Genomic DNA, 25,040 nt, shown 5'->3' with positions numbered 1-25,040 from the left:
CAACGCATCCCTTGTCGCTTGAGTACATTTCAGCATAGGCACGACCGCCGATGCCGTAGCGCCATCCGCCAGGCCGGCCCCCATCAGGACGACTTCTGAACGGCCTCAGCGAGCGAGGCGACATCGTCCCCGCGGAAGGATTCCGCGACCAGAGCCCGCGTCGGGTCGTCGACCAGCACGACCGCCTGATCTCCGACGAACGAAGCCCCGGAGTTCGGCATCGTGAAGAACTGGACGTCCGATGCCCGGAGGTCGCGGAGCTCGGTCGCGAGCCCGACGATGACCGGCGCTGTCAGACCTCCATCGACCGCGAGGAAGGGCGAGATCGCGGAGACCAGGCCGTACACCTTGCCCGGGTCGGCGAGAGTCTGACCCGAGAGCGTCTTCTTCAGCACGGCTCGGAGGAACTCCTGCTGCTGCTGGGCGCGATTGAAGTCGTTCCCGGTGAGCTTCCGCTCGCGGACGTACATGAGGGCGCGCTCCCCGTTGAGCTCGACCGGGCCGATTCCGAAGTACTCGCCCCGCCTCTGCCATTCGATCGTGTTGTTGACGGTCACCCCGCCGAGCGCATCCGTCATGCCCTTGAAGCCCTCGAAGTCGATCGCCGCGACATGGTCGATCCGGGCGTCGATGAGCTTCTCGACGGTCTGGACGAGGCCGGCCGCCCCGCCGCTGCCGAACGACCAGTTGATCTTGCCCATCGAGCCGCTCGGCTGCTCGACCCACGTGTCGCGGGGGATCGACATGACGTGCACGTTCTGCCGGTCGGCCGAGATGTGAGCCACCATGATCACGTCGGCGAGCGAGTTGCGCACCTCGTCCACGTTCGACGACCCGAGCTCGGCCCGGGTGTCGGAGCCGACGAGCAGGATGTTCATCGCATCGGCCGCCGGACCGTCGATGACCTGGGGTCTCAACGACTCGTCGGGGAAGGCGTCGGGGATCGCCGTGACGTTGTCCTGGTAGGCCCCCGCGAGCGCGAACAGATAGCCGCCGACGGCTGAGGCGAGGAGGACGGCGACGACCGCGACGGCGACGATGATGCGCCGCCTGCGACGGCGCCGGATCCGGGACCGCCGGGAGCCTTCGACTCGGGATCGGGCAGGCGCCGCGGTCACTCGAGTCGACTCAATCATCCCTCGAGAATACGCGATCGTCCTCGGCCGACGTGCCCCCGGCGGTCCGCCACGCGTGGACGGAGGAATCGAGAATGTCGTCCATACCGTGCTTCGCCGCCCACCCCAGGGCCGCTCCCGCGCGAGCGACATCGGCGACCACGGCGGCCGGATCGCCCGCGCGCCGCGGCACGACGACCGGCTCCGGGCCCTCACCCGTCCGCCGACGGATGCCCGCGACGACCTCGGCCACCGACACGCCGGACCCGGTGCCGATGTTGAGCGCCCGATGCGGCTCGAGCTCCGGCCCCGCACCCACGAGCGCGTCGAGCGCGGCGAGATGCGCCTCGGCGACGTCGAGCACGTGCACGAAGTCGCGGACGCACGTGCCGTCGGGCGTCGGGTAGTCGTCGCCGAAGATCACGGGCGCCTCGCCGGCCTCGATGCGCTCGAGAACCATCGGAACGAGGTTGAGCACCGCCCGGTCGGCGAGCTCGGGCCAGCCGGCGCCGGCCACATTGAAATAGCGCAGGCTCGTCGCTTTCAGACCGTGGGCACGGGCGGCATCCGCCACGAGCCACTCCCCCGCGAGCTTGCTGCGGCCGTAGGGGTTGACCGGCTCGGTCGGCGCGTCCTCCGCGACGACGCCGGCCGCATCTCCGTAGACCGCCGCCGAGCTCGAGAACACGAGAGGCGCGACCCCCGCGGCGACCATCGCGCTCAGCACCCCGTGCAGCCCGACGAGGTTCTGCCGGGCGTACCAGAGCGGGCGGTCCACCGACTCGCCGACCTGCTTTCGGGCGGCGAAGTGGATGACGGCGTCGGCGTGCTCGACCCGGAGGATCCGCTCCAGCTCGGCGGGAGCATCCGCCGCCGACAGATCGAGCTCGTGCAACGGGAAGCCGGCGATGCGCTCGCGGATGCCCGTCTCCAGATCGTCGACCACGACAGGCTCGTCGCCGCGCTCTGCCAGTAGGCGGCAGACGTGCGAGCCGATGTAGCCGGAGCCGCCGGTGACGAGAACGCGCATGGCGCCCAGTGTATGAGGAGCGCCGACCACGCCGAGCGGCCCGGAGCGAGTCGGCCGTCTACGATGGCTCCGGTCGCCCGTGCGCGCGGGTCGACGGCACGGCGAGGCGGAGACGGACACCATGCAGCCCCGATGGACCCCCGCCCGGCTCGTGACCGCCGCCTACCTGGCGGGTGTCGCACTCGCGGCGATCATCGTCGTCGTCGCACTCGCCGCCATCGTCTGGGCGCTCCCGCGCGGCTTCGACGTGACCGACGAGGGCTGGCTGTACACGCTGCTCACCAACGATCGGGTGACCGCCGGTGAGGCCTGGGGGTTCCACCACCTGCTGCACCCTCTGTTCGAGGCGCTCGGGTCGTCGGTGCTCGCCTTCCGGTGGCTGCGTCTGGGCGTCTACGTGCTCCTCGGGCTCGCTCTCACCGCCACCGCTCACCGCGCGGCCGCTCTCGTCGGCTGGAGGCTGCCCCCCTCGGCCTGGGCGCTCATCGCCGTGGCGAGCCAGCTCGGCACGCTCATGGCCTTCACCTACCCGCCGAGGTACGTCAGCTACAACGAGCTCGCCGCGTGGCTCGCCCAGCCCTGCGCAGCCGCGCTCCTGCTCGTCATCGCCGGCGCCGCGGGCGGTGCGACGGCACGGCGACCCGCCGCCCTGCTCTGGGTCGGCGTCGGCCTCCTGACCGCGCTGCTCGTCGCGGCGAAGTTCTCCGCCTCGATCGCACTGCTCGTGCTCGTGGTGGTCGCGCTCATCGTCGCCCAGCGGCCGCTGGCGGCGCTCGCGCGCATCTGCTTCACCGCAGTCGGCGCCCTCACGGCTGCGGCGCTGCTCGCGGTCAGCGGATTCCCGTTCGCGGCCTACGCGAACAATGTCGTCGGACTCCTGACCGATCGGGAGGCGCAGGACGCCTACGCCCACCCGGCGAGCGAGCTGCTGGTCGAGTACGCGCAGGCCATCCGCGACGACGTCGTCGCGATGGGCATCCCCCTCCTCGCCGGGGCGTTGCTCCTGCTCGTGCTCCGCGTCGGCGGACGGACCTCCGACCGGGCGGGGCGGCCCACCGCGCTGACGGTCTTCGCACTGGTCGCGCCGATCGCCCTGGCCGCGGCGCTCATCCTGCGCCCCGCGGCCCGCCCCTTCGACGCCATCGGCGGCACCCTGGTCGTCCTGGGCGTCGCGGCGACCGCGTCGCTCGCGGTCGCGATCGCCGGCACGACCCGCCCCTCGAGCGCGGACGGGTCGAGCGCGGCGCGAGCGCGGTGGCACGGAGCGGCCGCCATCGCCGTCGTCGCCCTCGCACCGTTCGCCGCCGCCGCCGGCACCAACAACGACCTCACCGGGCAGCTGCTCTACGGCGCGAGCCTCTGGGCGGTGGCGCTCGCGCTCGGGCTCGTCGTCCTGGCCGAGCGCACCGGGAGCCGCCTGCCGGCCGCCCGGCTCGTCGCCCCGCTCGTGGTCGGGGTCATGCTCGTGCAGGGGGGCCTGCACGTGCGCGGCGACATCGTCGAGCATCCGTACCGGATCGCCCCGTACGCCCAGCAGACGGAACCGGCGACGACCGCGCCGCTCGACGGCCTGCTGCTGGAGCCGGAGGCGGCCGCGTGGGCGGACTGGCTCGAGGAGTCGGGCGAGACTCTCGACGCCGAGGGCGTGCCGACGATCGCGATCTCGTCGCCGGCGGCCCTGCTGCTGTTCAACGCGAGCGACTACGCGAGCCCCTGGGTGGCGGTCAACTGGGGGGTCTCGTTCCTGTCGATCGAGCGCAGCTGTGCGAACGGCGCGCCCGACCGGCTGCTCGTGCTCGAGCCCGAGCATCTCGCCGCAGACCCTGCGCGCGCCACCGAGACCCGCGAGCGCTTCATCGACGCCATCGCCGCCTGCGGCCTGGACTACCCCGCGGACTTCGAGGTCGTGGACGCGCGCGAGTCGGACGACCCGCGCTGGGCCATCACGGTGCGCGAGTACCGCGCCGATCGCTGAGATCGTCGCCGCCGCGGGGCGCCGCCTGCGACCGGGCGCGGCCGAGCGGGCCGTTCTCCGGGTCGGCGAGCGTCAGGTAGGCGGGGCGGCCCATCGCCATGTTCACGGCCATGCCGAGATACTCGGCGACGACGCCGAGCGACATGAGGATGAACCCGGTCGCGACGAGGAGCACGACCATGGTGGAGGTCCAGCCCTCGGGCAGATCGACGCCGATGAGGCGCTGCACGATGAACAGCAGCGCGAGCGCGAAGCCGGCGAGCGCCGTCACCGCGCCGATCACGCTGACGATGCGCAGCCCGCGCGTGCCGCTCGACAGCACGAGCCGCCAGAAGTGCCCGATGAGCCGACCGAGCGAGTACCCCGACGGCGCACCCTCCTCCCGCAAGCGGACATCCGCCGTCGCGACCCGCGGCACGACCCAGCCGAGGGCCACATCGAGATAGACGTTGGGCCCCGCGTACCCGGCGACGCTGCGGCCGATCTCGCCGGTCATCAGTCGGAAGCTCTGGAACTGCGGGGAACCGGCCCCGGGGAGCAGGCCCGCCACGACGCGCTTCGCCGCGCGCGAGGCCGAGTTTCGCAGCCAGCCGTGCGGCGGCGCGTTCGTCGGCCGCGCGTAGACGAGAGGAGCCGAGCGGGCCAGCGCCGCGTCGAGCAGAGCGCCGATGAGCGCCGGGTCGTGCTGGCCGTCCTCATCGATCGTCGCGATCCACTCCGCCGTCGTCGCCGACATGCCGGCGAGCGTCGCGGAGTGCTGACCGAAGTTGCGGCTCAGCCAGACCGGGCGGACGAAGTCGTACTGCTCGGCCAGACGACGGATGACCGCATCGGAGCCGTCGCTGCCGTGGTCGAACACGAGCACCGTCTCGACCACGCGCCACCGGTGCCCATCGGTCGAGGTCGCTCCCTCGGCGAGGACCGCGATCTCCGCCAGGAGCGGCTCGAGCGTGCGCGCGCCGCGATAGACCGGGATGACGACGGAGACCTCATGATCGCGCACCCGGTCAGGCTATCGAACCCGCGTCGCGCCGCAGCGCCGTGGGATGCTGGGGGCGTGACCAGCCTGCGAGACCGAGCCCTCGCGCTCAGCCGCGACACGCGCATCCGCTTCCTCGCCGTCGGGGCGACCAACACCGCCGTGGGCTACGGGGTGTTCGCCGGTCTGCAGCTCGTCGTCTTCCGCGACGTGCCCTTCGGCTATCTCGCGAGCCTCGTGCTCTCGTACGCGGTCGGCATCGCGGTCGCCTTCGTGCTCTACCGGCGATTCGTCTGGCAGGTGCGCGGCAACGTTCTCGTCGACCTGCTGCGCTTCATCGCCGTGTACCTGACGGCGATCGCCCTCAACGCCGCCCTGCTGCCGCTGCTCGTCGAGATCGTCGGCCTGCACCCGCTGCTCGCGCAGCTCGTGGTGCTCGTCATCACCACGCTCGTGAGCTTCTTCGGCCACAGCCGCTTCTCGTTCGCCCGCCCTCCCGGCCGGGAGTGAGGGCGGCGATCAGCAGCCCGCGTACTCCTCGATGCGCGCGGTCAGCGAGCCGACGCCGCCGACGAGGACGACGTTCTTGACGCCCTTCAGTCGGATGTCGTCGAGGATCGACGGCGGAATGCAGTCGCCCGGCGTGACGTAGAGCGGCGCCCCGTTCACGACGGCGAGCGGCGTGCCCGAGAGCGCGTCGGGGAACTTCGAGCCGAGAGCCAGGTACATGGTCGCGCTCGGGCCGAGCTCCGCGCGGTTGAGCGCGGCGGAGACGATGTAGCGGTCCTCGCCGCCGTAGCGCGTCACCTCGGTGACACCGGGCAGGGCCGAGAGCGCCGCCTGGATGCCCGCGGAGACCGAGGCCTCGCCGCCGGCGATCACGATCTGGGTCGCCTTGAGGCTCGCGAGCGTCTGCGCCGTCTCGGCGTCGAGCGTCGGCTGCTTGCCGTCGACGAGGATGACCGGCGCATCCTTCGCGCCCGCGGCCGCGCCCGCGGACAGCGCGTCGGGGAAGGTGCGGCCCGTGGCGAGATAGACCCGCTTCGCTCCCGCGGCTCCGAAGGCGTCGAGCGCGAGGCCGCGCGAGACCGCGTAGCGGTTCGGCCCGTCGATGCGCGTCACGGTGGGCGCGTAGGCCTTCAGCTGAGTCAGCACGGTCTCGGAGACCGAGCTCGGACCGCCCGCGATCACGATGCGCGCCGGCTTCAGTCGAGCGAGCTCGAGGGCGACGCTCGGCGGGATCACCGTGGGCTGCACGAGCAGGAGCGGCCCGCCGAGCGATCCGGCCGCGGGGCCCGCGCTCAGCGCGTCGGGGAAGTCCATGCCGTTGGCGATGTAGACCACGGGAGCGGGCGCCGTGAACTGGGCGGCGACGCCCGCCGAGACGACGAAGCGGTCGGAGCCCTCGAAGCGGGACGTCGCGACGCCCGACGGCACCGTCGTGGTGGGGCTGCCGAACCACGTGCTGTAGATGCGCCAGAAGTTGCGGTTGCCGTAGGTCGAGCACGCGTCGCCGGTGCCGAACAGGTTGTTCAGGGCCGGCGCGTTGGGCGTGTAGGGCGTGTAGTTGTAGAGGCCGGCCGTCGCCTGGTTCGCGATCGTCACGCGCTTCGTGCCGCACGACGCGGTGGGGTGGTACTGGATGTTCTCCACGCCGACCTGGAAGTTGTAGTTCTGCGGGTTCTGCGCGTACCGCTTGAACTGGCCTGCGGCGTTGTAGACCTGGTTGAAGAAGCCCGCGTAGTCGGGGTGGCACCAGCCGGGCCGATTGGGGTCGTCCGGGCAGTAGTAGCCCATGGCCCGGTCGAGGATGTAGTCGCTCGGGCGCAGCGCCGTGACGAGGCTCTGCTCCTTCTGCAGCGTGACGAGGAGCGCCTTCGCGCTCACCCCGCACGAGCGCTGGATCTTGAACAGGACGCGCGACGCCGGCTCGTTCGCCGCACCCTCGTACCCCTGGCAGCGCGTGGTCGCCGCGCGATCCGGAGTGGTGACCTTCAGGATGTCGAGGCAGTTCGTGTTCAGGCACGCGCCGCTCTGCGCGGCGAGGAACGCCTGGATCTCGGCCTCGGTCATCGCGCTGTCGTGGAAGAACGCGTAGTCGCTGATGATGTTGCCCGGGTCGAACTCCGAGCCCGAGAGCGCCGAGGCGCTCGTCGGCGGCTGGACGGCGACGACGAACGTCGCGAGCACGAGCGCGGCCGCTCCGATCGCGACGGACCGGACGAGCGCGCTGACACGGTTGACGATCACGGTGAATCCCCCCAATGGCATGGGCGACCCCCCCGGACGCCTCACTGCCAATCAACAGGGTAACCCGGGAACGCCGTTTTGACGATTGTCGTCCGGTCAGCGGCTCCGACGCGCGAACGACGCGGCCATCATGCGCAGCGGGGCCTCGCGGGCGAGCACGCGACGCGGGCTGCGCGTGAGCAGCGTCGCCGGTCGGCCGTAGGCGCGGCGAGCTCGGGCGAGGGCGAGCAGGCGCCGGGCATCCGCCCCCGAATCGGAGGGCAGGGCGTCGAGGAGGCGACGGTCGGCGATCGACATCGTCTCGATCGCCGACGGGGCGGCGGCGCGGATGCTCCGCACGAGCCGTGCGAGGGCGTCGCGCTCGCCGCTCGACCACTGGCCCGGGTCGGGGCGGTTCACGAACTCACCCAGCACGTTGATGCGCAGCAGCTTCGCCCCGAGAGCGTCACGCGAGGCTTCCGGCAGCGCGCGGAACCAGCGGTCGTCGAGCACCTCGTCGATGAACGCCAGCGTCGTGGCCAGCGGTCGGGCGGTGAGGGTCACCCGGTCGCGCGCGTCGTCGTGCACGACGTAGGCCGGCCCGTCGGCGAGGGCGATGGTCGCGCCCGAGAACCAGAGCCGGGCCGAGAACAGGACGTCCTCGCCCTGCGACAGCCCCCCGCCGAAGCGCGTGGCGCCGACGAGCGCGCGGCGGAGGAGCCCGAGGGGCGCGCTGCGGTAGGAGAGCCGGTCGCGCACGCCGTCGAGCCGCGTCCGGCGGCCCGGCCGCGCGGGAGGCGTCGCGACCGTCGCATCGCGTCCGGCCGCGTCCCGACGGACGATGCGCGGCAGCACGATGTCGGCCCCCATCGCCCGGGCGCGCGCGTGCCAGGCGGCGAGCGCCCCGGCCTCGAGCTCGTCGTCGGAGCCCATGATCGCGACCCACTCCCCCGTCGCCGCGTCGAGGCCCGCGTTGAAGGGTCCGGAGGGCGAGCGGATGCCGTCGCCATGCGCGAGGAGTCGGACGCGGGCATCGTCGGCGAGGGCGCCGAGCCGAGCGGCGACGATCGCGGGGTCGAGGTCGTGGCAGACGACCGTGACGCGCACCGGGGGTCCGTCGACGGGGCCGGCGAGCGCGGAGGACACCGCGCGCTCGACCGGACGCTCGGGGCTGTGCACGGCGATGACGAGGTCGATCGCGGGGTCGATCGCGGGGTCGCCTGCGCCCGATTCAGCCATGGAGTCGACCTTATAGACTCGGCCGTCGTGCGAATCATCAGCGTCGTCGGCGCCCGCCCCCAGTTCGTGAAGCTCGCCCCGATCGCGCGCGCCGCCACCGAGGCCGGCGTCGAGCACGTCATCGTGCACACCGGCCAGCACTACGACCCGATCATGAGCGACGTCTTCTTCGACGACCTCCAGATCCCCGCCCCCGACCTGCACCTCGGCATCGGCTCGGGCAGCCACGGCCACCAGACCGGTGCGATGCTCGGCGCGCTCGAGGACGCCTTCCTGCAGCACCGCCCCGACTGGGTGCTGGTCTACGGCGACACCAACTCCACGCTCGCCGCGGCCGTCGCCGCCGTGAAGATCCACCTGCCCCTCGCTCACCTCGAGGCGGGCCTGCGCTCGTTCAACCGCCGGATGCCCGAGGAGCACAACCGCGTTCTCACCGACCACGCCGCCGACCTCTGCCTCGCCCCCACCGAGCAGGCGATGACCCACCTCGCCGCCGAGGGCCTCGCCGAGCGCTCGCTGCTCGTGGGCGACGTCATGACCGACGTGCTCCACCAGGTGCGCGACGCCGCCGCCGATCGCCGCGCCTCGCCCGTCCCGCACGCGCCCGGCACCTACTCGATCGCGACCATCCATCGCGCGGAGACGACGGACGACCGCGACCGCCTCGCCGCGGTGCTGGATGCCCTGCGCTCGCTCGATGACCCGGTGGTCCTGCTCGCCCACCCCCGCCTGGTGGCCCGTGCCGCCGAGTTCGGGCTCGAGCTCGAAGGCGGCTCGCTCGAGTCGCGGGCGCCGCTCGCCTACCCCGACCTCGTCGCCGCCGTGCAGTCCAGCCGCGGCGTCGTGACCGACTCCGGCGGCCTGCAGAAGGAGGCCTTCCTGCTGCGCGTGCCGTGCACGACCGTGCGCACCGAGACCGAGTGGGTCGAGACGGTCGCGCTCGGCTGGAACGTGCTCGCGCTCACGAGCGAGGAGATCCGCGCCGCGGCGTCGCGGCCGGCGCCCGCGCCGACCGACGAGGCACCCTACGGCGACGGGTTCGCCGCCGGACGCGTCATCGAGGCGCTCCGGCTGCGCGGCGAGGCGGTCAGCGCCCGCGGCTGAGGATCGCGCCGATCGCCGTCGCCCACTTCTCGACCTCGAGCTCGGCCGAGAGGGCGCGGGCTGACCGATGAGACGCGGCCTTCCACGCGTCGACCGTCGCGGGGGTCAGGCCGTCGAGCTCGCGCGTCAGCGCGGCGGCGGTGAAGTCGTCCGTCACCGCCCCGACGCCGTGCTCGCGCACGATCGCGGCCATGTCCGGCGTCGGACCGACGATGACGCCGAGCCGCGCCTGCACGAAATCGAACAGCTTGTTGGGCAGCGCCCAGCGGTAGTTCACGTTGACGGGCGGAAGCACGAAGACGCCCACGTCGTACCGCGCGATCGTGTCGGCGAGCTCCTCGTACGGCACGGGCGGGTGCAGCGCGCATCGCGCCGACGCCGCGCACAGCTCGGCGAGCTCGAGCATGAACCGCGGGTCGTTGCGCGTCAGGAAGAGATCGAGCGTCACGTCGGCGGTCGACCTCTCGACGGCCTCGACCATGAGCGCGATGCCGCGATTGGCCAGGCCGGCGCCGCTGTGCACCAGGCGGATGGGCGACCCCGTGCCGTGGGGGTCGCGATCGATCGACGGAGCCGCGTTCGTGACGACCGACGCCTGGATCCCGAACTCGGCGCGGTACTCGCGCGCGAGCCCCGGCGAGACCGTCGAGACGCTCGGCACGCGAGCCGCGTGGCGTCGCGTCATCCAGCGCACGAACGGGGCGACGAACACGCGCCAGCGCCAGAGCTCCTCGCGCTGACGCGGCGCGTACTCGTGGAGGTCGAGGTGCACCTGCTGCGGGGGCACGACCTCGAGCGCGATGCCGGCGGATTCGATGTCGTTGGCGAGGATCGCGTCGATCTCGCGCCCGCGCAGCGCCTCGCGCGCCGCGATGAGCGCGGCGTTGCCCCGATAGGCCCGCCGGTACTGCCGCAGGATCAGCGCCACCCGCGGCCACCGCCACAGCGCCGCCTCGTCGGGGATGGCGCAGTGCTCGGCGACGCCCTCGGGCGCCGGCCCGTAGCCGATCGTCGTCACGGCGCACTGCTCGCGGAAGCGCGCGATCTGCTTGAGCACCCGGGCGTCGGAGACCAGTCGCGAGAACGCGATGATGACCAGCCGGGGGCGCGGGTCCGTCATGACCTCGCCCGCTCGAGCATCGTGCGCAGGGCATCCCGCCAAGCCCCCATCGCGTGCTCCGACGACAGCGGCGCAGCAGCGCGGTGGGCGGCCTCCTTGAGGGACCGCACCTGCTCGAGCGTCAGCGAGTCGAGCGTCGAGGCGAGGTCGGCGGCGCTGAAGCCCGCCGTCACGAGTCCGAGCCCGTGCTCGACGGCGTAGCGGGCCATCTCGGGCGAGGGGCCCACGATGACGCCCAGTCGCGCCTGCACGTAGTCGAAGAACTTGTTCGGCAGCGCCCACTCGTTGTTGACGGTCACCGGGGGCAGGACGTGCACGCCGATGTCGTAGCCGTTGAGCGTCTCGACGAGCCGCGCGTAGGGCACCGGGTCGTGCACGGTCACGCGGTCCGAGGCGGCGGCGAGCTCGCGCAGCTCGCCGAGCAGCCCCGGGTTGTTGGGCATGAGGTAGAGGTCGAGCGTCACGGGCGTCGACGTCGACTCGACCGCCTCCACGAGCTCGAGCAGCCCGCGTCGACGCAGGCAGGCGCCGGAGTGCACGAGCCGGATGGGCTCCCCGACCTCGGTCGGCCGCCGGTCGGCGAACGGCGCCGCGTTGACGACCAGGTCGGGGGTGACGCCGCTCAGACGCGCGTACTCCTGGGCGATGCGGGCGCCGACCGTGGTGACCGCGCTCGCGCGCGGCAGCCAGCGACGTGCCGTCGACTCGAAGAGCGGCTGGAGGTAGCGGCGCCACCCCGCGCTGTCGTCGTGCAGCCGCGGGGTGTACTCGTGCAGGTCGAGAAGGTGGCCGCCCGCGGACGGGATCGACAGCCCGACGGGCGCCGCTTCGAGCTCGTTGACGATCACCGCGTCGAAGCGGCGGCCCGCGAGGGCCGAGCGCACCCACGCGATCGCCGGAGCGCGGTGCAGGGCGAGCGTGCGCAGACGAAGCACGAGCAGCTTCGGGCGGAGAGGGAGGATCTTCCTGTCGTCCGGGATCCGCACGTGCTCGACGACCCCGGCGGGGGCGTCGCCGTAGCCGCAGGTCACGACGTCGGCCACCTCGCGTGCGAGCTCGAGCTGCTTGAGCACGCGGGCGTCCGACCCGATCGGCGAGAAGGAGAGGATGAGCACGAGAGGACGGCCGGGCATCCGCTCATTCTCCCGCATGACGCTCACGACCCGTCCAGGCCGAGCGACGAGGACAGAACCGCCGCGGCGAGGCGCCCGTCGTGCACGGCGCGCACGAAGGCCGGGCCCTGCGCCGCCCGATCGCGAGCGGCCGCCGGATCCGCGACGATCGCCCGGAGCACGCCCTCGAGGTCGGCGGCCGACGCCGAGATGATCGGCAGCTCCCTGCCGGACTGCTCGCGCACGCGCTCCCGCACGCGGTCGTCGATGTCGGCGATCACGATGCGGCCGGCCGCCATCGCCTCGACCGCCGCGACGCCGTAGCTGCCCAGACGGAACTGCTCGAGCACGACGTCGGCCCCGCGCAGCACGGCCGGCATCTCGTCATGCGGCACGCCCTCGATCCGTCGGTACTCGATGACGCCCTCAGCCGCGAGCGCCGTCAGCACCGGCTCGATGAGCGACGTGCCCTTCACCACCGCCGTGCTCGGCGCGTGCACGACCCTCAGGGGTCGGCCCGCGGTCGGAGTGATCTCGCCGGCCCAGCGGTCGGGGTCGACGACGAGCGGCAGCCATGTCGCCGCGGGGAGGTCGTCGAGCAGATCGGGGGTCGACACGAACGACGGCACGGGGCTCGACCGGGCCCGCCGGCGCTGAGCCGCCGAGCTCACCCGCAGCGCCGGCACCGCGGCCCACGACTCGTCGGCGTAGGGCGAGCTCGCGCGCTCGGCGGCGTGCCGGTCGGGGTCGCGGATGTCGCTGCCGTGCCAGAGGAAGGCGACGCGGATGCCTCGCGCGAGCAGATCGCGGACATCGCGATCGACGTCGCCGCGCGCCCCGCCCGCGAGCACGGGTCGCCCGCTCTCGATGAGCACGTGCGTCGCGCGCGCGAGCACGGCACGACGGTGCGCGGCCTGCCACCGCCGCGACCAGGCGAAGACGGGCGCGGGCACGCGCGCGGTCACGGCGTGCTGGAAGCGCGAGCCGCGCTCGACCTGGAAGGCGACGGCGTCGGTCGAGACGGTGCCGGCGACGAGCGCGCGCGCCCACCCCTCGGCCTGGCCCGCGGAGTTCTCGGGACCGATCAGCACGCGATGGCGCGCGCCGGAGCGGAACGCGATCGGTGCCGGCACCGTGCGTGGGTCGAAGCGTCGCCCGCGCGGCAGGAGGCGGGCCATGATCGCATCGGGCACGAGAAGGGAGATGCGGCCGAGAGCGCTCACGAGCGCTCCCAGCGGTCGAGGCGGCACAGCAGGAAGCGCCGCAGGGTCGACTCGCGATCGAGCGCCCGCAGCACCGACCGCGTCAGCGTGCGATCGACCCGGCCGGCGGCGTCCGCGTGCGAGGCCGCCGCGAGCACCGGGGCGATGCCCGATGCGTCCGCGTGCGCGGCGCGCTCGAGGATGCCGCGCTCCGCCCGCGCGAAGGGCTCGAGCGCTCGGGGGGCGAGCGCGAGCCCGGCCTGCACGACCTCGGCGAGGGCGCGCGCGTCGTCGACCGCCCAGGCATCGGCGTCACGACGCGCGCGCACCGCGCCGAGCACGTGGATGCGCAGGAGCTTCACGACGAGGGCATGCCGCACCGGGCCGCTCAGCGATCGCACCCACGCCTGAGCGAGCAGGCGGCGCAGAGGCTCGAGCGCGAGCGCGGCCGGGCGGGGGGCCTCGGTCACGCGGTCGGCGGCGTCGGCGCCGATGACGTACGCGGGAAGGTCGAGCGGGAAATCGATCCGCAGGGGCTGCGACCACAGCCAGGTGCTCAGCTCGAGATCCACGCCGGCGGGCAGGCCGGTGACGAACGGCTCCGGACGAGCGGCGAGCACCGAGCGACGGATCAGGGCGAGCGGGGAGCTGCGGTAGAACAGGCGATCGCGAACGACGCTCAGCGCGCGACGGCGGCGCCAGCGGACCAGCGGGTTGCGCAGCAGCTCGCCCGACTGATGCCGGAGAGGGACGATGAGGACGTCCGGTCCGATCCGCTCGACCTCGTCGAGGTAGGCGCCGATCGCACCGGGCTCGAAGTAGTCGTCGGAGCCCATCACGGCGACGTACTCGGCGGTCGCCGCGGCGACCCCGGCGTTCAGCGGGCCGGCCGGGCTGCGGACGCCGTCGGAGTGCGCGAGCAGCCGCACCGTCGCGAGCGGCAGGCCCGCCAGGAGGCCCGCGATGTCATCGACCGGCAGCTCGTGGCAGACGACGGTCACCCGCACGCGCGCATCGATGACCTCCCCCAGCACCGACGCGACCGCGCGGCGGATCGGGCGGTCGACGCTGTGGACCGCGATCACCAGGTCGAGGACGAGCGGCCCCCCGGGGCGGACGGTCATGCCGGGGCGAGACCGGAGAGCGCGGCCTGCACGGCGAACTCGGGGACGGACGCCACGAGCTCGTCGAACGTGCCGCGAGCGACGATGCGGCCGTCCGCCATGAAGCACACCTGATCGCTGTCCCTGATGGTCGAGAGCCGGTGCGCGACCGCGACGACGGTCACCTCCCCGCGGAGCTCGCGGATCGCCGCCGCGACATCCGACTCGGTCTTGGTGTCGAGCGCGCTCGTCGCCTCGTCCAGGACGAGCACGAGCGGGTCGTCGAACAGGGCCCGGGCGATGCCGAGGCGCTGCCGCTGCCCGCCCGAGAGCGACATGCCGCGGTCGCCGACGCGCCCGTGGATGCCGCCCGGTCGCGACGCGATGACGTCCCACAGCTGCGCGCGGCGCAGAGCCTGCTCGACGCGCTCCTCGTCGATCTCGCCCTCCCAGACCAGGGCGACGTTCTCGGCGACGGTCCCGTCGAACAGGGCGACGTCCTGCGGCACGTAGCCGACCCGCGAGCGCCACGCGGCGAGCACGTCCTCCAGCCGCTGGTCGCCCACGAGGGCGGTGCCCGACGAGGGCACGAGCAGACCCAGGATGAGGTCGACGAGCGTCGACTTGCCCGCGCCGGAGGAGCCCACGAGCCCGAGGCTCGACCCCATCGGCAGCCGGAGGGAGACCCCCTGGAGCGCGGGAGCGTCCGCCCCCGGATAGGTGAAGGACACATCGGCGAGCTCGAGGGCCTCGGGCTCGCCCACGATGGGATCGTGGCCGATCGTCTCGGCATGCTCGATGTACGACTCGGCGAGCGTGATGTCGATGATCACCGCGCGCACCTGGGGCACGTTCGCGTGCGTCGAGGTCACGATCGACTGGAACCCGGTGAGGGAGGGGACGAGCCGGAACCCGGCGACGCCGAAGAGGGCGACTGCGGCGAAGGCCTCCGTCAGCCCGCCGCCGATGTACGCGACGCCGCCGACGAGGAGGAACCCGCCGACGAGAGCCGCGTCGAGGACGAACTTCGGCACGGTGCCCAGGAAGGAGATGTTCGCGCGAGCGCGCGTGGTGTGGATCCGGTTCTCGTGGACGACTCGCGCGACCTCGCCCGCCTTGTCCGCGAGCGTGATCTCCTTCAGCGCCGACACCATGTCGGTCATCAGACGCGCGACCTTGAAGGAGTAGTCGCGATTCACCCTGCCCGCCTGGATGGCGCGGCGGGAGACGACGAGGTAGAGGAGGGCCGCGATCGCGCCGAGGTACAGCACCGTCACGAGCGCGGTCACCGGCTGCGCGACGACGAGCACCACGAGCACGGCGGCGAAGGTCGTGAGCAGGCTCGGGAGGGTCGACACCGGCAGCAGGAAGCCCGCCGTGACGTTCGCGATGCCGACGTCGGCCATCCGGACGAGCTGCGAGGTGTTGCGCTTGAGCCTCTCCGTCCACGGGGCGCGGATGTAGGCGTTGAAGAGACGGTCGCCGATCTCGAGCTCGAAGCGGGCGAAGCGCCGCGTGGCGACCCACTGCAGCAGCAGCGCGAGGGACGACTTCGCGATGATGAGGCCGGAGACCACGACGAGGATCCACACGTACCCGTCGACCCCGACCGACCCGACGAGGGGCAGCTCGACCGGGCGGCCCGCCACCATCGCCCCGAGCGACAGCGCCAGCAGAGCGAGGGCGCTGATGTCGATGAGCGCGAGGGCGCTCGTGACGATGACGTACACGACGAGGAAGTTCACCGCGCGCGTCGGGAGGTAGGGCACGATGCTCGTCAGCGTCCGCCAGATGAGGATCATGCGTGCGGGCCTCCGGGTCGGTGTCGCGAGGTCATCGCGGAGTACGCCGCGACGAGCGCCTCGATGTCATCCTCCCACCGGTGCTCCTGCGCCGCGGCGAGCGCCGCCCGCGACAGTCGCTCGCGATCCACGAGCACCGACCGGACGGCGTCGGCGAGCTCGCGGGAATCGGCGCTCTCGCCGACGATGACGCCCGCGCCCGACTGGGACACGATCGCTCCCGTGTCCGGCAGGTCGTTCGCGATGATCGGGAGCCCGGCGTGCAGCGACTCGAACAGCTTGTTCGGCAGCGAGTAGCGGTAGCTGAGGCACGAGGGGTTCGTGAGCACGAACGAGACGTCGCCGTCGGCGAGCGCCGTCGTGACCTCGTGCGAGTCGACGGAGCCCACCAGGTGCAGGCGTCCTGCCGCTCCGACGCCGACCGCGCGCCGCCGCAGCTGGGCCGCGACGATCTCGGATGCCGGCCCGATCGCGACGAGGTGGTGGTCGGCGGGGAGGTGGGCGAGAGCATCCACCACCCGCTCGATGCCCCGATTGGTCGTGACGCCGCCGCAGTAGACGAGCACGCGCGCGTCGTCGGGAAGCGAGGCGAGCTCGCGGAGGCGGCCGCAGCCGCGGTCGCCCGCGGTCGGCGAGGCGGCGGGGATGTTGCGGACGAGAAGGGGTTCGCGCGTGAGCCGGTAGCGATCCTGCAGCCACCGCGCGATCGACGGGGAGACCGTCACGACGAGCTCCGCGCGGCGGATGCCGCGCCGCTCGACGATGCGCTCCCAGCGCTTCGCGAACGGCCGGTCGGCCCGGACGTTGCGCTCCGTCCAGAGCTCGTGCGAGTCGTACACGAGCGGGATGCGCAGCCGACGAGCGGCGCGCGCGGCCGGCGAGAGCGTGTTCGCGTCGTGCGCGTGGATCGCGTCGGGGCGCCACGCGAGCAGCTCGCGGCGGGCGCGGCGCCAGTAGCTCGCCATGCGCAGCGTGAGGTCGAGCCGACCCCACAGGTCGATGAGGACTCCCTTGAGCTCGCCGATGGGGGCGCGCGCGGCCGGAGCGGCGGCTGCGGGTGGGGCCGGGGCCGCCGAGGAGGACGGGCTCGGCGTCGTCGGCGTCGGCGCCGGCGTCGGCGCCGGAGCGACGGCCGGGGTCGACGAGCGACGGATGAGGCGTCGCACCGCGTCGCCCCAGATGGGGAGCAGGTGCTTGATCTCGACGATGGGGACGCGGAGTGTCTCGAAGGCGGGGCGGCTGCGATCGAGGCCGGGGGCGTAGCGGCCGCGCGCGACCGCGAGCGCGATGACGCGGACCTCGGCGCCCGCCTCGCTCAGCGCGGTGGCCTCCTTGATGACCCGGGCATCGGAGGAGAGGTCGTTGTACACGAGCATGGCGATGCGCCGACCAGTCAGCGGTCCGTCCGTCGACACGTGGTGCCCGTCCCCTCCCCGCGCGGCCGGGCGGCTCGGCGGCGTCGCCTCGAGGCGCGACTCGGACAAGGATAGTGCGGCGGCCCCGGCGACGCGGCGCGTACCCTTGAGCCTCGTGCCGTCGGTTCCGCTCGACCCTGCCCGGCCACCGCGTCTGGACTCCCTCACGGGGCTGCGATGGTGGGCGGCGTTCGGCGTCTTCCTGCACCACATGACGAACCTCGCGCCGCTCCCTGTCCATGCCGCTCTCTCGCTCGGCAACTACGGCGTGATGTTCTTCTTCGTGCTCTCGGGCTTCGTGCTCACCTGGTCGGCGCAGGCGATCTCGACGAGCACCTTCTACTGGCGCCGGTTCGCGCGCATCTACCCCGCGCACCTCGTCGCGCTCGCGGTGGCGATCCCCGTCTTCTACAGCCTCACCCCCGCGGCGGAGGACTGGTGGGTCAAGCCGCTCGATCTCGGCGTGCTCCTGCTGTCCGTCCTGCTCGTCCAGGGCTGGTGGCGCGAGCCGACCATCCTGTTCTCGGGCAACCCTGCCGCGTGGACGCTCACGTGCGAGGCCTTCTTCTACGCCCTCCACCCGTACCTCTCCCGCGTGCTGCGCCTGCTCTCGACGCGTCGCGCCGTCGGCGCGGCCGTCGCTCTCATCGGCCTGTCGTTCGCCTGGCGGTTCGTCGAGCTCATCGGGCCCGGCCTCCTCCCGGGGGCGCTGCCGTGGCCCATCGCGCGCCTCGGCGAGTTCCTCCTCGGCATGTGCCTCGCGCACGCGATGCGCACCGGCTGGCGCCCCCGACTCCCTGCCGGCGCGACGATGATCGCCTCGCTGCTGCTCCTCGCGGTCATCGCCGTGACGGTCTCCACCCCTTGGCTCGCGCCCGTCGAGCCCGTCATCCGCCCCTTCATCAACGAGTGGATGCTCGTGGCCTGCGCCGCGCTCATCACCGCGGTCGCGGCGCGCGATCTGCGCGGCGGCAGGTCGCTCCTCCGCCACCCGGTGCTCGTCCGGCTCGGGGAGGCGTCGTACGCCTTCTACCTCGTGCACGCGACGATCATCTACGCCGTGCTCTCCGTCGTCGGCAGGCAGCTCGGCCCGATCGCTCTCGTCTGGTACCCGCTCATGCTCGCGGCCTGCATCGTCGCGGCCTTCGCCCTGCACCTGCTCGTCGAGAAGCCCATGGAGCGCCGCCTGCGGCGCTGGGGGGACGCGCGCGACGAGCGTCGCCGGACGGCCCGGCGCTCGACGGGCGAGGAGCCCGATCGGTCTCGCGAGCTCGTCTGAGCGGTCGTGCCCCTCCCCCCGAGCGGTCAGCGGGGCGCGAGCAGCTCCACGGCGTCGGCGGCGCGCTCAGCCGCGGCGCCGAGCGAGATCTCCACGCGCGCCCACCGGGCGAGCTCGGCGCGCGCGGCGGGCGTCGGGCGCTCGTCGCGGGCGTCGCGCAGGGCGGCGGCCACGGCATCCGCATCGTGGTCGACGGCGCGCGCGAGCGGCGCCGACTCGGCGAACGCGCGCCCCGGCCCCTCCCCCGCGTACAGGACGGGGGTGCCGGTGGAGACGGCGGCGTACATCTTCGTCGGGAAGGCGAAACCGTAGCCGCCCTCCGGCTTGACGCTGGCGACGGCGACCCGGGCGCCGCGCAGCCAGCGCGCGACCTCCGTCGCGGGTACGGTGTCGAGGAACTCGACGCGCCCGGGCGCGATCGCCTCGGCGCGGGCCCGCAGCGCGTCGCGCTCGACGCCGGCACCGAGGAACACCAGGCGCATCCCCGTCACCGACGCCATCGCCTCGACGAAGACGCCCGCCCCGTGGACCTCGCTCGCCGTGCCGGCGTAGAGGGCGTAGGGCTCGTCGCGCTCGACCGCCTCGCCCTCGGGCGAGAAGACGCCCGTGTCGATGCCGTTGCCCACCTCGGCGATGCGGTCGGCCGGCACCCCGAGCTCGCGAAGGCGCGCCGACACCGACTCGGAGACCGAGAGCACTCGTGCGGCGCCGCCCCACGAGAGGCGCTCGAGCCGGCGCACGGCCGCGACGACGGGGGCGGGGCTCCCGGCGCTGCCGGCGGCGTCGGCGAGGATGTCTCCCGCGTAGTAGAGGTAGGGGGTCCGGCGGAGCGCGCACACCAGGCGCACGACCGCGCCCGTCGTGGGCGGCGGCTCGACCACCACGGCATCGGCGCGCCGGGCCATCAGCAGGCGGGCGATGAGGGGCACGTCGAAGCTCAGATACTGCACGTAGCCGCGGACGGCACCGGAGCGATCGCGGAGCACCGGCGCCCGGCGGACCGTCACGCCGGCGGCGTCGGCGATGCGCTGCGAGGCCGGAGGGCGGCTCGTGAGCACCTCGACCTCATGGCCGCGGGCGACGAGCGCCTTCGCGAGCGCCTCCAGCCGGAAGGCCGCGGCCGCGGGCTCCGGCGAGAAGATCCGGCTCGCGATGACGACGCGCATCGTCAGAAGTCGACCGCGACGCCCGTTCGAGCCGAGCGGAGCATCCCCTCGACGACCTCGAGAGTGCGCAGGCCCTGCTCCATCGTCACGACGTCGGTCGGCTCGCCCAGGACGGCGTCGCGGAAGTTCTCGTGCTCGACGCGCAGCGGCTCGCGCTTGGCGAACGCGTAGCGGATCACGTCGCCCTCGCTCACACCGCGGAAGCTCGAGACCGACTCCCACTCCAGCGGGATGGTGCCGTTGGCGTAGAAGGTGAGGTCGCCCGTCGCGGTGTCGGCGACGAACGCGCCGCGCTCGCCGGTGACGATCGTGATGCGCTCCTTCATCGGGCTCAGCCAGTTGACGAGGTGCGAGACGACCGTGCCGTTCGCGAGACGACCCGTCGCCGTCACCATGTCCTCGTACTCGCGGCCGCTCTTGTGCGCCGTCTGGGCGAACACCGTGCGGTAGGTGCTCTGCGCGACCCAGGCGGTGAGGTCGATGTCGTGGCTCGCGAGGTCCTTGCCGACGCCGACGTCGGCGATGCGCGACGGGAACGGGCCCTGGCGGCGCGTGGCGATCTGGTAGACGTCGCCGAGGTCGCCGGCCTCGAGGCGGCGCCGGAGCTCCTGCAGAGCGGGGTTGAACCGCTCGATGTGGCCGACGGCACCGACGAGGCCCTTCGCGGCGAACGCGTCGACCATGCGCTGGCCCGCCTCGACGGTGTCGGCGATGGGCTTCTCGACGAGCGTGTGGACCCCGGCCTCCGCGAGCCGGAGCGCGGCATCCTCATGGAATCGCGTCGGGACGGCGACGACCGCGATGTCGATGCCCGCCCCGATGAGCGCGTCGATGTCGGGGAGGATCGGCAGGCGGCCGGCGACGCCGTGCGGGTCGCCCCCGGGGTCGGCGATCGCGACGAGCTCGACGCCCGGAAGCTCGCGCAGCACGCGGGCGTGGTGGCGGCCCATCATGCCGACGCCGAGGAGGCCGGCGCGGAGATCTGCCATCAGGAGCCCGCCTTCGCGACCTTGTTCACGGCCTTCACGATCCGCGCGAGGTCCTTCTTCGTCAGCGAGGGGTGCACGGGCAGCGACACGACCTCGGCCGCGGCGCGCTCGGTCTCCGGCAGGTCGAGACCGGGGGCGAACTTCGCAAGGGAGGAGAGGCGGTGGTTCGGGATCGGGTAGTAGACGCCCGAGCCGATGCCGTGCTCCTCGCGGAGCGCCGTCACGAAGCCGTCGCGGTCGTGCGGCACGCGGATCGTGTACTGGTGGTACACGTGGACCGCGCCCTGCGCGACCACGGGGATCTGCACGTTCGTCAGGTGGCGGTCGAGGTAGGCCGCGTTCTCCTGCCGGGCGGCCGTCCAGCGGTCGACCTTCGTCAGCTGCACGCGGCCGATGGCGGCGTGAATGTCGGTCATGCGGGCGTTGAAGCCGACGACCTCGTTCTCGTACTGCTTCTCCATGCCCTGGTTGCGCAGCAGCTTGACGCCGCGCACGAGCTCCGCGGAGTCGCACGCGACCATGCCGCCCTCGCCCGAGGTCATGTTCTTCGTGGGGTAGAGGCTGAACATCGCGAAGCGGCCCCAGGTGCCGACCGGGCGGCCGTCGATCGAGGCGCCGTGCGCCTGCGCGGCGTCCTCGTAGATCTCGATGCCGTACTTCTTCGCGATGGCCTCGAGCTCGCGCATGCGGGCGGGGTGGCCGTAGAGGTGCACGGGCATGATCGCCTTCGTGCGGGGGGTGATCGCTGCCTCGACGGCTGCGGGGTCGAGGCCGAAGGTCTCGGGCTCGATGTCGACGAACACGGGGGTCGCACCGGTCAGGGCGACCGAGTTGCCGGTCGCCGCGAACGTGAACGAGGGCACGATGACCTCGTCGCCCGGGCCGACGCCCGCGGCGAGCTGGCCGAGGTGCTGGCCCGCGGTGCCGCTGTTGACGGCGACGCACGCGCGGCCCTGAACGAAGTGCGCGCCGAACTCCTGCTCGAAGGCCGCCACCTCCGGGCCCTGGGCGATCATGCCGGTCTTCATGACGCGCATGACGGCGCGGCGCTCGTCCCGGCCGATGATCGGCTTCGCGGCGGGGATCAGGGGCTTGCTCACGCGGGGGCGTCCTCTCTCAGTGCTCCGTCGGTCTCGCGGTATGTCTCGCCGGTCTGCGGGCAGACCCACGCGCCGTCCTTCTCGATCAGCCGGACGCCCGCGCGCCCCACCCAGCCGAGGCGCCGCGCGGGCACTCCCGCCATGAGGGCGAAGTCGGGGACGTCCTTGGTCACGACGCTGCCGGCGGCGATCGTCGCCCAGCGGCCGATCGTGACGGGCGCGACGCACACCGCGCGAGCGCCGATCGCGGCGCCCTCGCGGATCGTCACGCCCACCGGCTCCCAGTCGTGGGCCGACTTCGGGCTGCCGTCGGGGTTGACCGCGCGCGGGTAGGTGTCGTTGGTCAGCACGACGGCCGGGCCGATGAACACGCCGGCCTCCAGCTGCGCGGGCTCGTAGACCAGGGCGTAGTTCTGCACCTTGCAGTTGTCGCCGAGCTCGACGCCGGTGCCGATGTAGGCGCCGCGGCCGACGACGCAGTTGCGCCCGAGGCGCGCGTCCTCGCGCACCTGGGCGAGATGCCAGATCGACGACCCGGCGCCGATGGTCGCGGACTCGGCGACATCGGCGGAATCGACGATGCGCACGTCGGACGGTTGAGGCACGAGAGGGGCTCCCAGAGGATCGAGGCGAATGCTCGGCGCGGGCTCCCAGGCTATCGCGTTCTGCCAGAATGTCCGGTATGCCCCCCGCTCCCCCCTCCGGCATCGCCGGCGCGCACGGCGCGGAGCGCGACGGTGGAAGCTGGGTGGTGATCCCCCTCTACAACGAGGCGAGCGTCATCGCCGGCGTCATCGCCGAGCTGCAGGAGGTCTTCCCGCACATCGTCTGCGTGGACGACGGGTCGACGGACGGCTCGGCGGAGGTCGCCGAGGCCGCCGGCGCCCGCGTCGTGCGGCACCCGTACAACCTCGGCCAGGGCGCGGCCCTCCAGACCGGGATCTCCTACGCGCGCGAGCAGCCGGGCGTCGAGTTCATCGTGACCTTCGACGCCGACGGCCAGCACCGGGTCGTCGACGCCGTCGCGATGATCGCCCTCGCCCGCGCGGAGGACGCGGCGATCGTCTTCGGCTCCCGCTTCCTCGACGACCGCACCCGCCCCGGCCTGCTCAAGAAGGCGGTGCTGAAGACGGCCGTGCGGGTCACCAACCTGACGACCGGGCTGACGCTGACGGATGCCCACAACGGGCTCCGCGTCATCCGGGTCGACGCCGCCCGCGCCGTCAGCCTCAAGCAGGACCGCATGGCGCACGCGACCGAGATCGTCCTCCAGCTCGGCCGGACGGGGCTGCCGTACCGCGAGTTCCCCGTCGAGGTGCTCTACACCGACTACTCGCGCGCCAAGGGTCAGTCGCTGCTGAACTCGATCAACATCCTCGTCGACCTCGTCATCAACTGAGCGGAAGGAGCGACGCCATGTGGTTCCAGATCCTCCTCGTGCTCGCGCTCGTGGGCACCGCGGTGTACCTGCTGAGGTCCACGCCCAACGCCAAGCACCTCGCCATCCGCCGCCTCGTGGTGTTCCTCGGCCTCGCCGCCGGCGTAGTGGTCGTCGTCGCGCCGGGGGTGCTCACCGGCATGGCCCGAGCGGTCGGGATCGGCCGCGGGGCCGACCTGCTCTTCTACGTGGCGATCGTCGCCGGCCTGGTCTACGTCGTCAACGAGTACAAGAGGTCCGTGCAGCTCGCGCGGGCCAACACGCAGCTGGCGCGCGAGCTCGCGCTCGCGGAGGCCCGGCTGCAGGATCGCATCGCCGAGCTCGAACGAAAGGAACCATCGTGAAGATCGCCGTCATCGCTCTCGGGAAGATCGGCCTGCCCCTCGCCGTGCAGTTCGCGTCGAAGGGTCACGATGTGGTCGGAGTCGACGTCAACCCGGCGACCGTCGAGGCGGTCAACGCCGGCCGCGAGCCCTTCCCCGGCGAGGCGCACCTGCAGGAGCTTCTGAGCGAGCTCGTCCCCGCGGGGCGCCTGCGCGCCACGACCGACTACGCCGACGCCGTGCCCGGCGCCGACGCCGTCGTCCTCGTCGTCCCGCTCTTCGTCGACGAGAACGCGGTGCCCGACTTCGGCTGGATGGACACCGCGACCCGCAGCCTCGCCGCGCACCTCACGCCCGGCACCCTCGTCGCCTACGAGACGACCCTGCCCGTCGGCACGACCCGCACGCGCTGGAAGCCCATGCTCGAGGAGGGCTCGGGCCTGACCGAGGGCACCGACTTCCACCTCGTGTTCTCGCCCGAGCGCGTGCTCACCGGTCGCGTCTTCGCCGACCTGCGCAAGTACCCCAAGCTCGTCGGCGGCCTCTCGACCGCGGGCGCCGCGGCGGCGGTCGAGTTCTACGAGTCCGTCCTCGACTTCGACGACCGCCCCGACCTCGCGCGCGGCAACGGCGTCTGGGATCTCGGCAGCGCCGAGGCGGCCGAGATGGCGAAGCTCGCGGAGACGACCTACCGCGACGTCAACATCGGGCTCGCCAACCAGTTCGCGCAGTACGCCGCGACGGCCGGCATCGACATCTACCAGGTCATCGACGCGAGCAACTCGCAGCCGTACAGCCACATCCACCAGCCCGGCATCGCCGTCGGCGGCCACTGCATCCCCGTCTACCCGCGGCTCTACCTGTGGAACGACCCCGCGGCCACCGTCGTGCGGGCCGCGCGCGAGGCGAACGCGGGGATGCCCGACTACACGGTCGGCCTCCTGGAGGGCGTCCACGGCGATCTCGCCGGGCAGCGCGTCGTCGTGCTCGGCGCCGCCTACCGGGGCGGCGTGAAGGAGACCGCGTTCTCCGGCGTCTTCCCCGCCGTCGAGGCGCTCCGCGCGCGCGGCGCCGAGGTGCTCGTGCACGACCCGCTGTACACCGACGACGAGCTCGCGCGCTTCGGCTGGACGCCGTTCCACCTCGGCGAGAGCGTCGATGCCGCGGTCGTCCAAGCCGACCACGCCGAGTACCGCGAGCTGACGCCGAGCGATCTGCCGGGCATCCGCACCTTCATCGACGGCCGCCGCGTCTCGAGCGCCGACCGCTGGCCCGACGTCGCCTACCGCGTCATCGGCATCGCCCAGGGGTAGGCGCCCC

Annotated in this window: 22 protein-coding genes; 7 read left to right on the top strand and 15 right to left on the bottom strand. The window is 72.9% G+C overall.

The window, feature by feature from the left end; genetic code table 11:
• Positions 1-83: 83 nt before the first annotated feature.
• Together ASG83_RS07480 and galE are read right to left on the bottom strand one after the other, a co-directional pair.
• Positions 84-1,136 (bottom strand): LCP family protein, encoded by a 1,053-nt coding sequence (locus tag ASG83_RS07480; RefSeq protein WP_162253792.1) that lies wholly within the window; start codon positions 1,134-1,136, stop codon positions 84-86.
• On the bottom strand, positions 1,129-2,145 hold the full coding sequence (galE, locus tag ASG83_RS07475) for a UDP-glucose 4-epimerase GalE (RefSeq protein ID WP_055858823.1): 1,017 nt from the start codon (positions 2,143-2,145) through the stop codon (positions 1,129-1,131). Before galE ends, ASG83_RS07480 begins: the two co-directional genes overlap by 8 nt.
• Before the next feature lie 121 nt (positions 2,146-2,266).
• On the opposite strand from galE, the gene ASG83_RS07470 reads away from it, so the two are divergent.
• Positions 2,267-4,120: a hypothetical protein gene (locus ASG83_RS07470; RefSeq protein WP_156710990.1), complete on the top strand. Its 1,854-nt coding sequence runs from the start codon at positions 2,267-2,269 to the stop codon at positions 4,118-4,120.
• Here the strand turns inward: ASG83_RS07470 and ASG83_RS07465 are convergent.
• Positions 4,089-5,123 carry a glycosyltransferase gene (locus tag ASG83_RS07465; RefSeq protein WP_055858813.1) on the bottom strand — a complete coding sequence of 345 codons (1,035 nt, stop codon included), beginning with the start codon at positions 5,121-5,123 and terminating at the stop codon, positions 4,089-4,091. The genes ASG83_RS07470 and ASG83_RS07465 overlap by 32 nt on opposite strands.
• A 54-nt stretch (positions 5,124-5,177) precedes the next feature.
• Here ASG83_RS07465 and ASG83_RS07460 point away from each other — a divergent pair, with 54 nt between their 5' ends.
• A complete protein-coding gene (locus ASG83_RS07460) occupies positions 5,178-5,609 on the top strand; it encodes a GtrA family protein (RefSeq protein ID WP_235460059.1) in 432 nt (143 codons plus the stop codon).
• Between the two features lie 9 nt (positions 5,610-5,618).
• Here ASG83_RS07460 and ASG83_RS07455 read toward each other — a convergent pair whose 3' ends face one another.
• Together ASG83_RS07455 and ASG83_RS07450 are read right to left on the bottom strand one after the other, a co-directional pair.
• Positions 5,619-7,349 (bottom strand): cell wall-binding repeat-containing protein, encoded by a 1,731-nt coding sequence (locus ASG83_RS07455; RefSeq protein ID WP_055858810.1) that lies wholly within the window; start codon positions 7,347-7,349, stop codon positions 5,619-5,621.
• A 96-nt stretch (positions 7,350-7,445) separates the two neighbouring features.
• Positions 7,446-8,567, bottom strand: coding sequence for a glycosyltransferase family A protein (locus ASG83_RS07450; protein WP_156710986.1), 1,122 nt, complete (start codon positions 8,565-8,567; stop codon positions 7,446-7,448).
• 27 nt (positions 8,568-8,594) lie between these two features.
• On the opposite strand from ASG83_RS07450, the gene wecB reads away from it, so the two are divergent.
• Positions 8,595-9,671 (top strand): non-hydrolyzing UDP-N-acetylglucosamine 2-epimerase, encoded by a 1,077-nt coding sequence (wecB, locus tag ASG83_RS07445; RefSeq protein ID WP_055858803.1) that lies wholly within the window; start codon positions 8,595-8,597, stop codon positions 9,669-9,671.
• Here the strand turns inward: wecB and ASG83_RS07440 are convergent.
• The 6 genes from ASG83_RS07440 to ASG83_RS07415 are packed head-to-tail and all read right to left on the bottom strand — an operon-like array spanning position 9,655 to position 17,425.
• On the bottom strand, positions 9,655-10,791 hold the full coding sequence (locus ASG83_RS07440) for a hypothetical protein (protein WP_055858799.1): 1,137 nt from the start codon (positions 10,789-10,791) through the stop codon (positions 9,655-9,657). The genes wecB and ASG83_RS07440 overlap by 17 nt on opposite strands.
• Complete coding sequence (locus ASG83_RS07435) at positions 10,788-11,924, bottom strand: hypothetical protein (RefSeq protein ID WP_055858796.1); 1,137 nt, start codon at positions 11,922-11,924, stop codon at positions 10,788-10,790. The genes ASG83_RS07440 and ASG83_RS07435 overlap by 4 nt, the downstream gene beginning before the upstream one ends.
• A gap of 23 nt (positions 11,925-11,947) precedes the next feature.
• On the bottom strand, positions 11,948-13,126 hold the full coding sequence (locus ASG83_RS07430) for a hypothetical protein (protein WP_156710984.1): 1,179 nt from the start codon (positions 13,124-13,126) through the stop codon (positions 11,948-11,950).
• On the bottom strand, positions 13,123-14,229 hold the full coding sequence (locus ASG83_RS07425) for a glycosyltransferase (protein ID WP_055858790.1): 1,107 nt from the start codon (positions 14,227-14,229) through the stop codon (positions 13,123-13,125). Before ASG83_RS07425 ends, ASG83_RS07430 begins: the two co-directional genes overlap by 4 nt.
• Positions 14,226-16,010 carry an ABC transporter ATP-binding protein gene (locus ASG83_RS07420; RefSeq protein WP_055858787.1) on the bottom strand — a complete coding sequence of 595 codons (1,785 nt, stop codon included), beginning with the start codon at positions 16,008-16,010 and terminating at the stop codon, positions 14,226-14,228. Before ASG83_RS07420 ends, ASG83_RS07425 begins: the two co-directional genes overlap by 4 nt.
• Positions 16,007-17,425: a glycosyltransferase gene (locus ASG83_RS07415; RefSeq protein WP_162253791.1), complete on the bottom strand. Its 1,419-nt coding sequence runs from the start codon at positions 17,423-17,425 to the stop codon at positions 16,007-16,009. The genes ASG83_RS07420 and ASG83_RS07415 overlap by 4 nt, the downstream gene beginning before the upstream one ends.
• 115 nt (positions 17,426-17,540) lie before the next feature.
• Here ASG83_RS07415 and ASG83_RS07410 point away from each other — a divergent pair, with 115 nt between their 5' ends.
• Positions 17,541-18,704 carry an acyltransferase gene (locus tag ASG83_RS07410; RefSeq protein ID WP_055859473.1) on the top strand — a complete coding sequence of 388 codons (1,164 nt, stop codon included), beginning with the start codon at positions 17,541-17,543 and terminating at the stop codon, positions 18,702-18,704.
• A gap of 26 nt (positions 18,705-18,730) precedes the next feature.
• Here ASG83_RS07410 and ASG83_RS07405 read toward each other — a convergent pair whose 3' ends face one another.
• Genes ASG83_RS07405 through ASG83_RS07390 form a run of 4 tightly spaced genes read right to left on the bottom strand, consistent with a single transcriptional unit; the run spans position 18,731 to position 22,564 of the window.
• Positions 18,731-19,870 carry a glycosyltransferase family 4 protein gene (locus tag ASG83_RS07405; RefSeq protein WP_055858781.1) on the bottom strand — a complete coding sequence of 380 codons (1,140 nt, stop codon included), beginning with the start codon at positions 19,868-19,870 and terminating at the stop codon, positions 18,731-18,733.
• A gap of 2 nt (positions 19,871-19,872) precedes the next feature.
• Positions 19,873-20,859: a Gfo/Idh/MocA family protein gene (locus tag ASG83_RS07400; RefSeq protein WP_055858778.1), complete on the bottom strand. Its 987-nt coding sequence runs from the start codon at positions 20,857-20,859 to the stop codon at positions 19,873-19,875.
• Positions 20,859-21,959, bottom strand: a complete 1,101-nt coding sequence (locus tag ASG83_RS07395) for a DegT/DnrJ/EryC1/StrS aminotransferase family protein (protein WP_055858775.1) — start codon at positions 21,957-21,959, stop codon at positions 20,859-20,861. The genes ASG83_RS07400 and ASG83_RS07395 overlap by 1 nt, the downstream gene beginning before the upstream one ends.
• Positions 21,956-22,564: an acyltransferase gene (locus ASG83_RS07390; protein ID WP_235451344.1), complete on the bottom strand. Its 609-nt coding sequence runs from the start codon at positions 22,562-22,564 to the stop codon at positions 21,956-21,958. Before ASG83_RS07390 ends, ASG83_RS07395 begins: the two co-directional genes overlap by 4 nt.
• Before the next feature lie 77 nt (positions 22,565-22,641).
• On the opposite strand from ASG83_RS07390, the gene ASG83_RS07385 reads away from it, so the two are divergent.
• Genes ASG83_RS07385 through ASG83_RS07375 form a run of 3 tightly spaced genes read left to right on the top strand, consistent with a single transcriptional unit; the run spans position 22,642 to position 25,033 of the window.
• On the top strand, positions 22,642-23,358 hold the full coding sequence (locus ASG83_RS07385) for a glycosyltransferase family 2 protein (RefSeq protein ID WP_055858770.1): 717 nt from the start codon (positions 22,642-22,644) through the stop codon (positions 23,356-23,358).
• 17 nt (positions 23,359-23,375) lie between these two features.
• Positions 23,376-23,741: a DUF2304 domain-containing protein gene (locus ASG83_RS07380; RefSeq protein ID WP_055858767.1), complete on the top strand. Its 366-nt coding sequence runs from the start codon at positions 23,376-23,378 to the stop codon at positions 23,739-23,741.
• The gene (locus ASG83_RS07375) at positions 23,738-25,033 is read left to right on the top strand and encodes a nucleotide sugar dehydrogenase (protein WP_055858763.1); all 1,296 of its coding nucleotides are present in this window, start codon (positions 23,738-23,740) and stop codon (positions 25,031-25,033) included. Before ASG83_RS07380 ends, ASG83_RS07375 begins: the two co-directional genes overlap by 4 nt.
• Positions 25,034-25,040: the final 7 nt, after the last annotated feature.

Source organism: Yonghaparkia sp. Soil809 (assembly GCF_001429705.1).
Taxonomy (GTDB): Bacteria; Actinomycetota; Actinomycetes; order Actinomycetales; family Microbacteriaceae; genus Microcella.
This window is presented reverse-complemented; position numbering and strand designations above follow the sequence as displayed.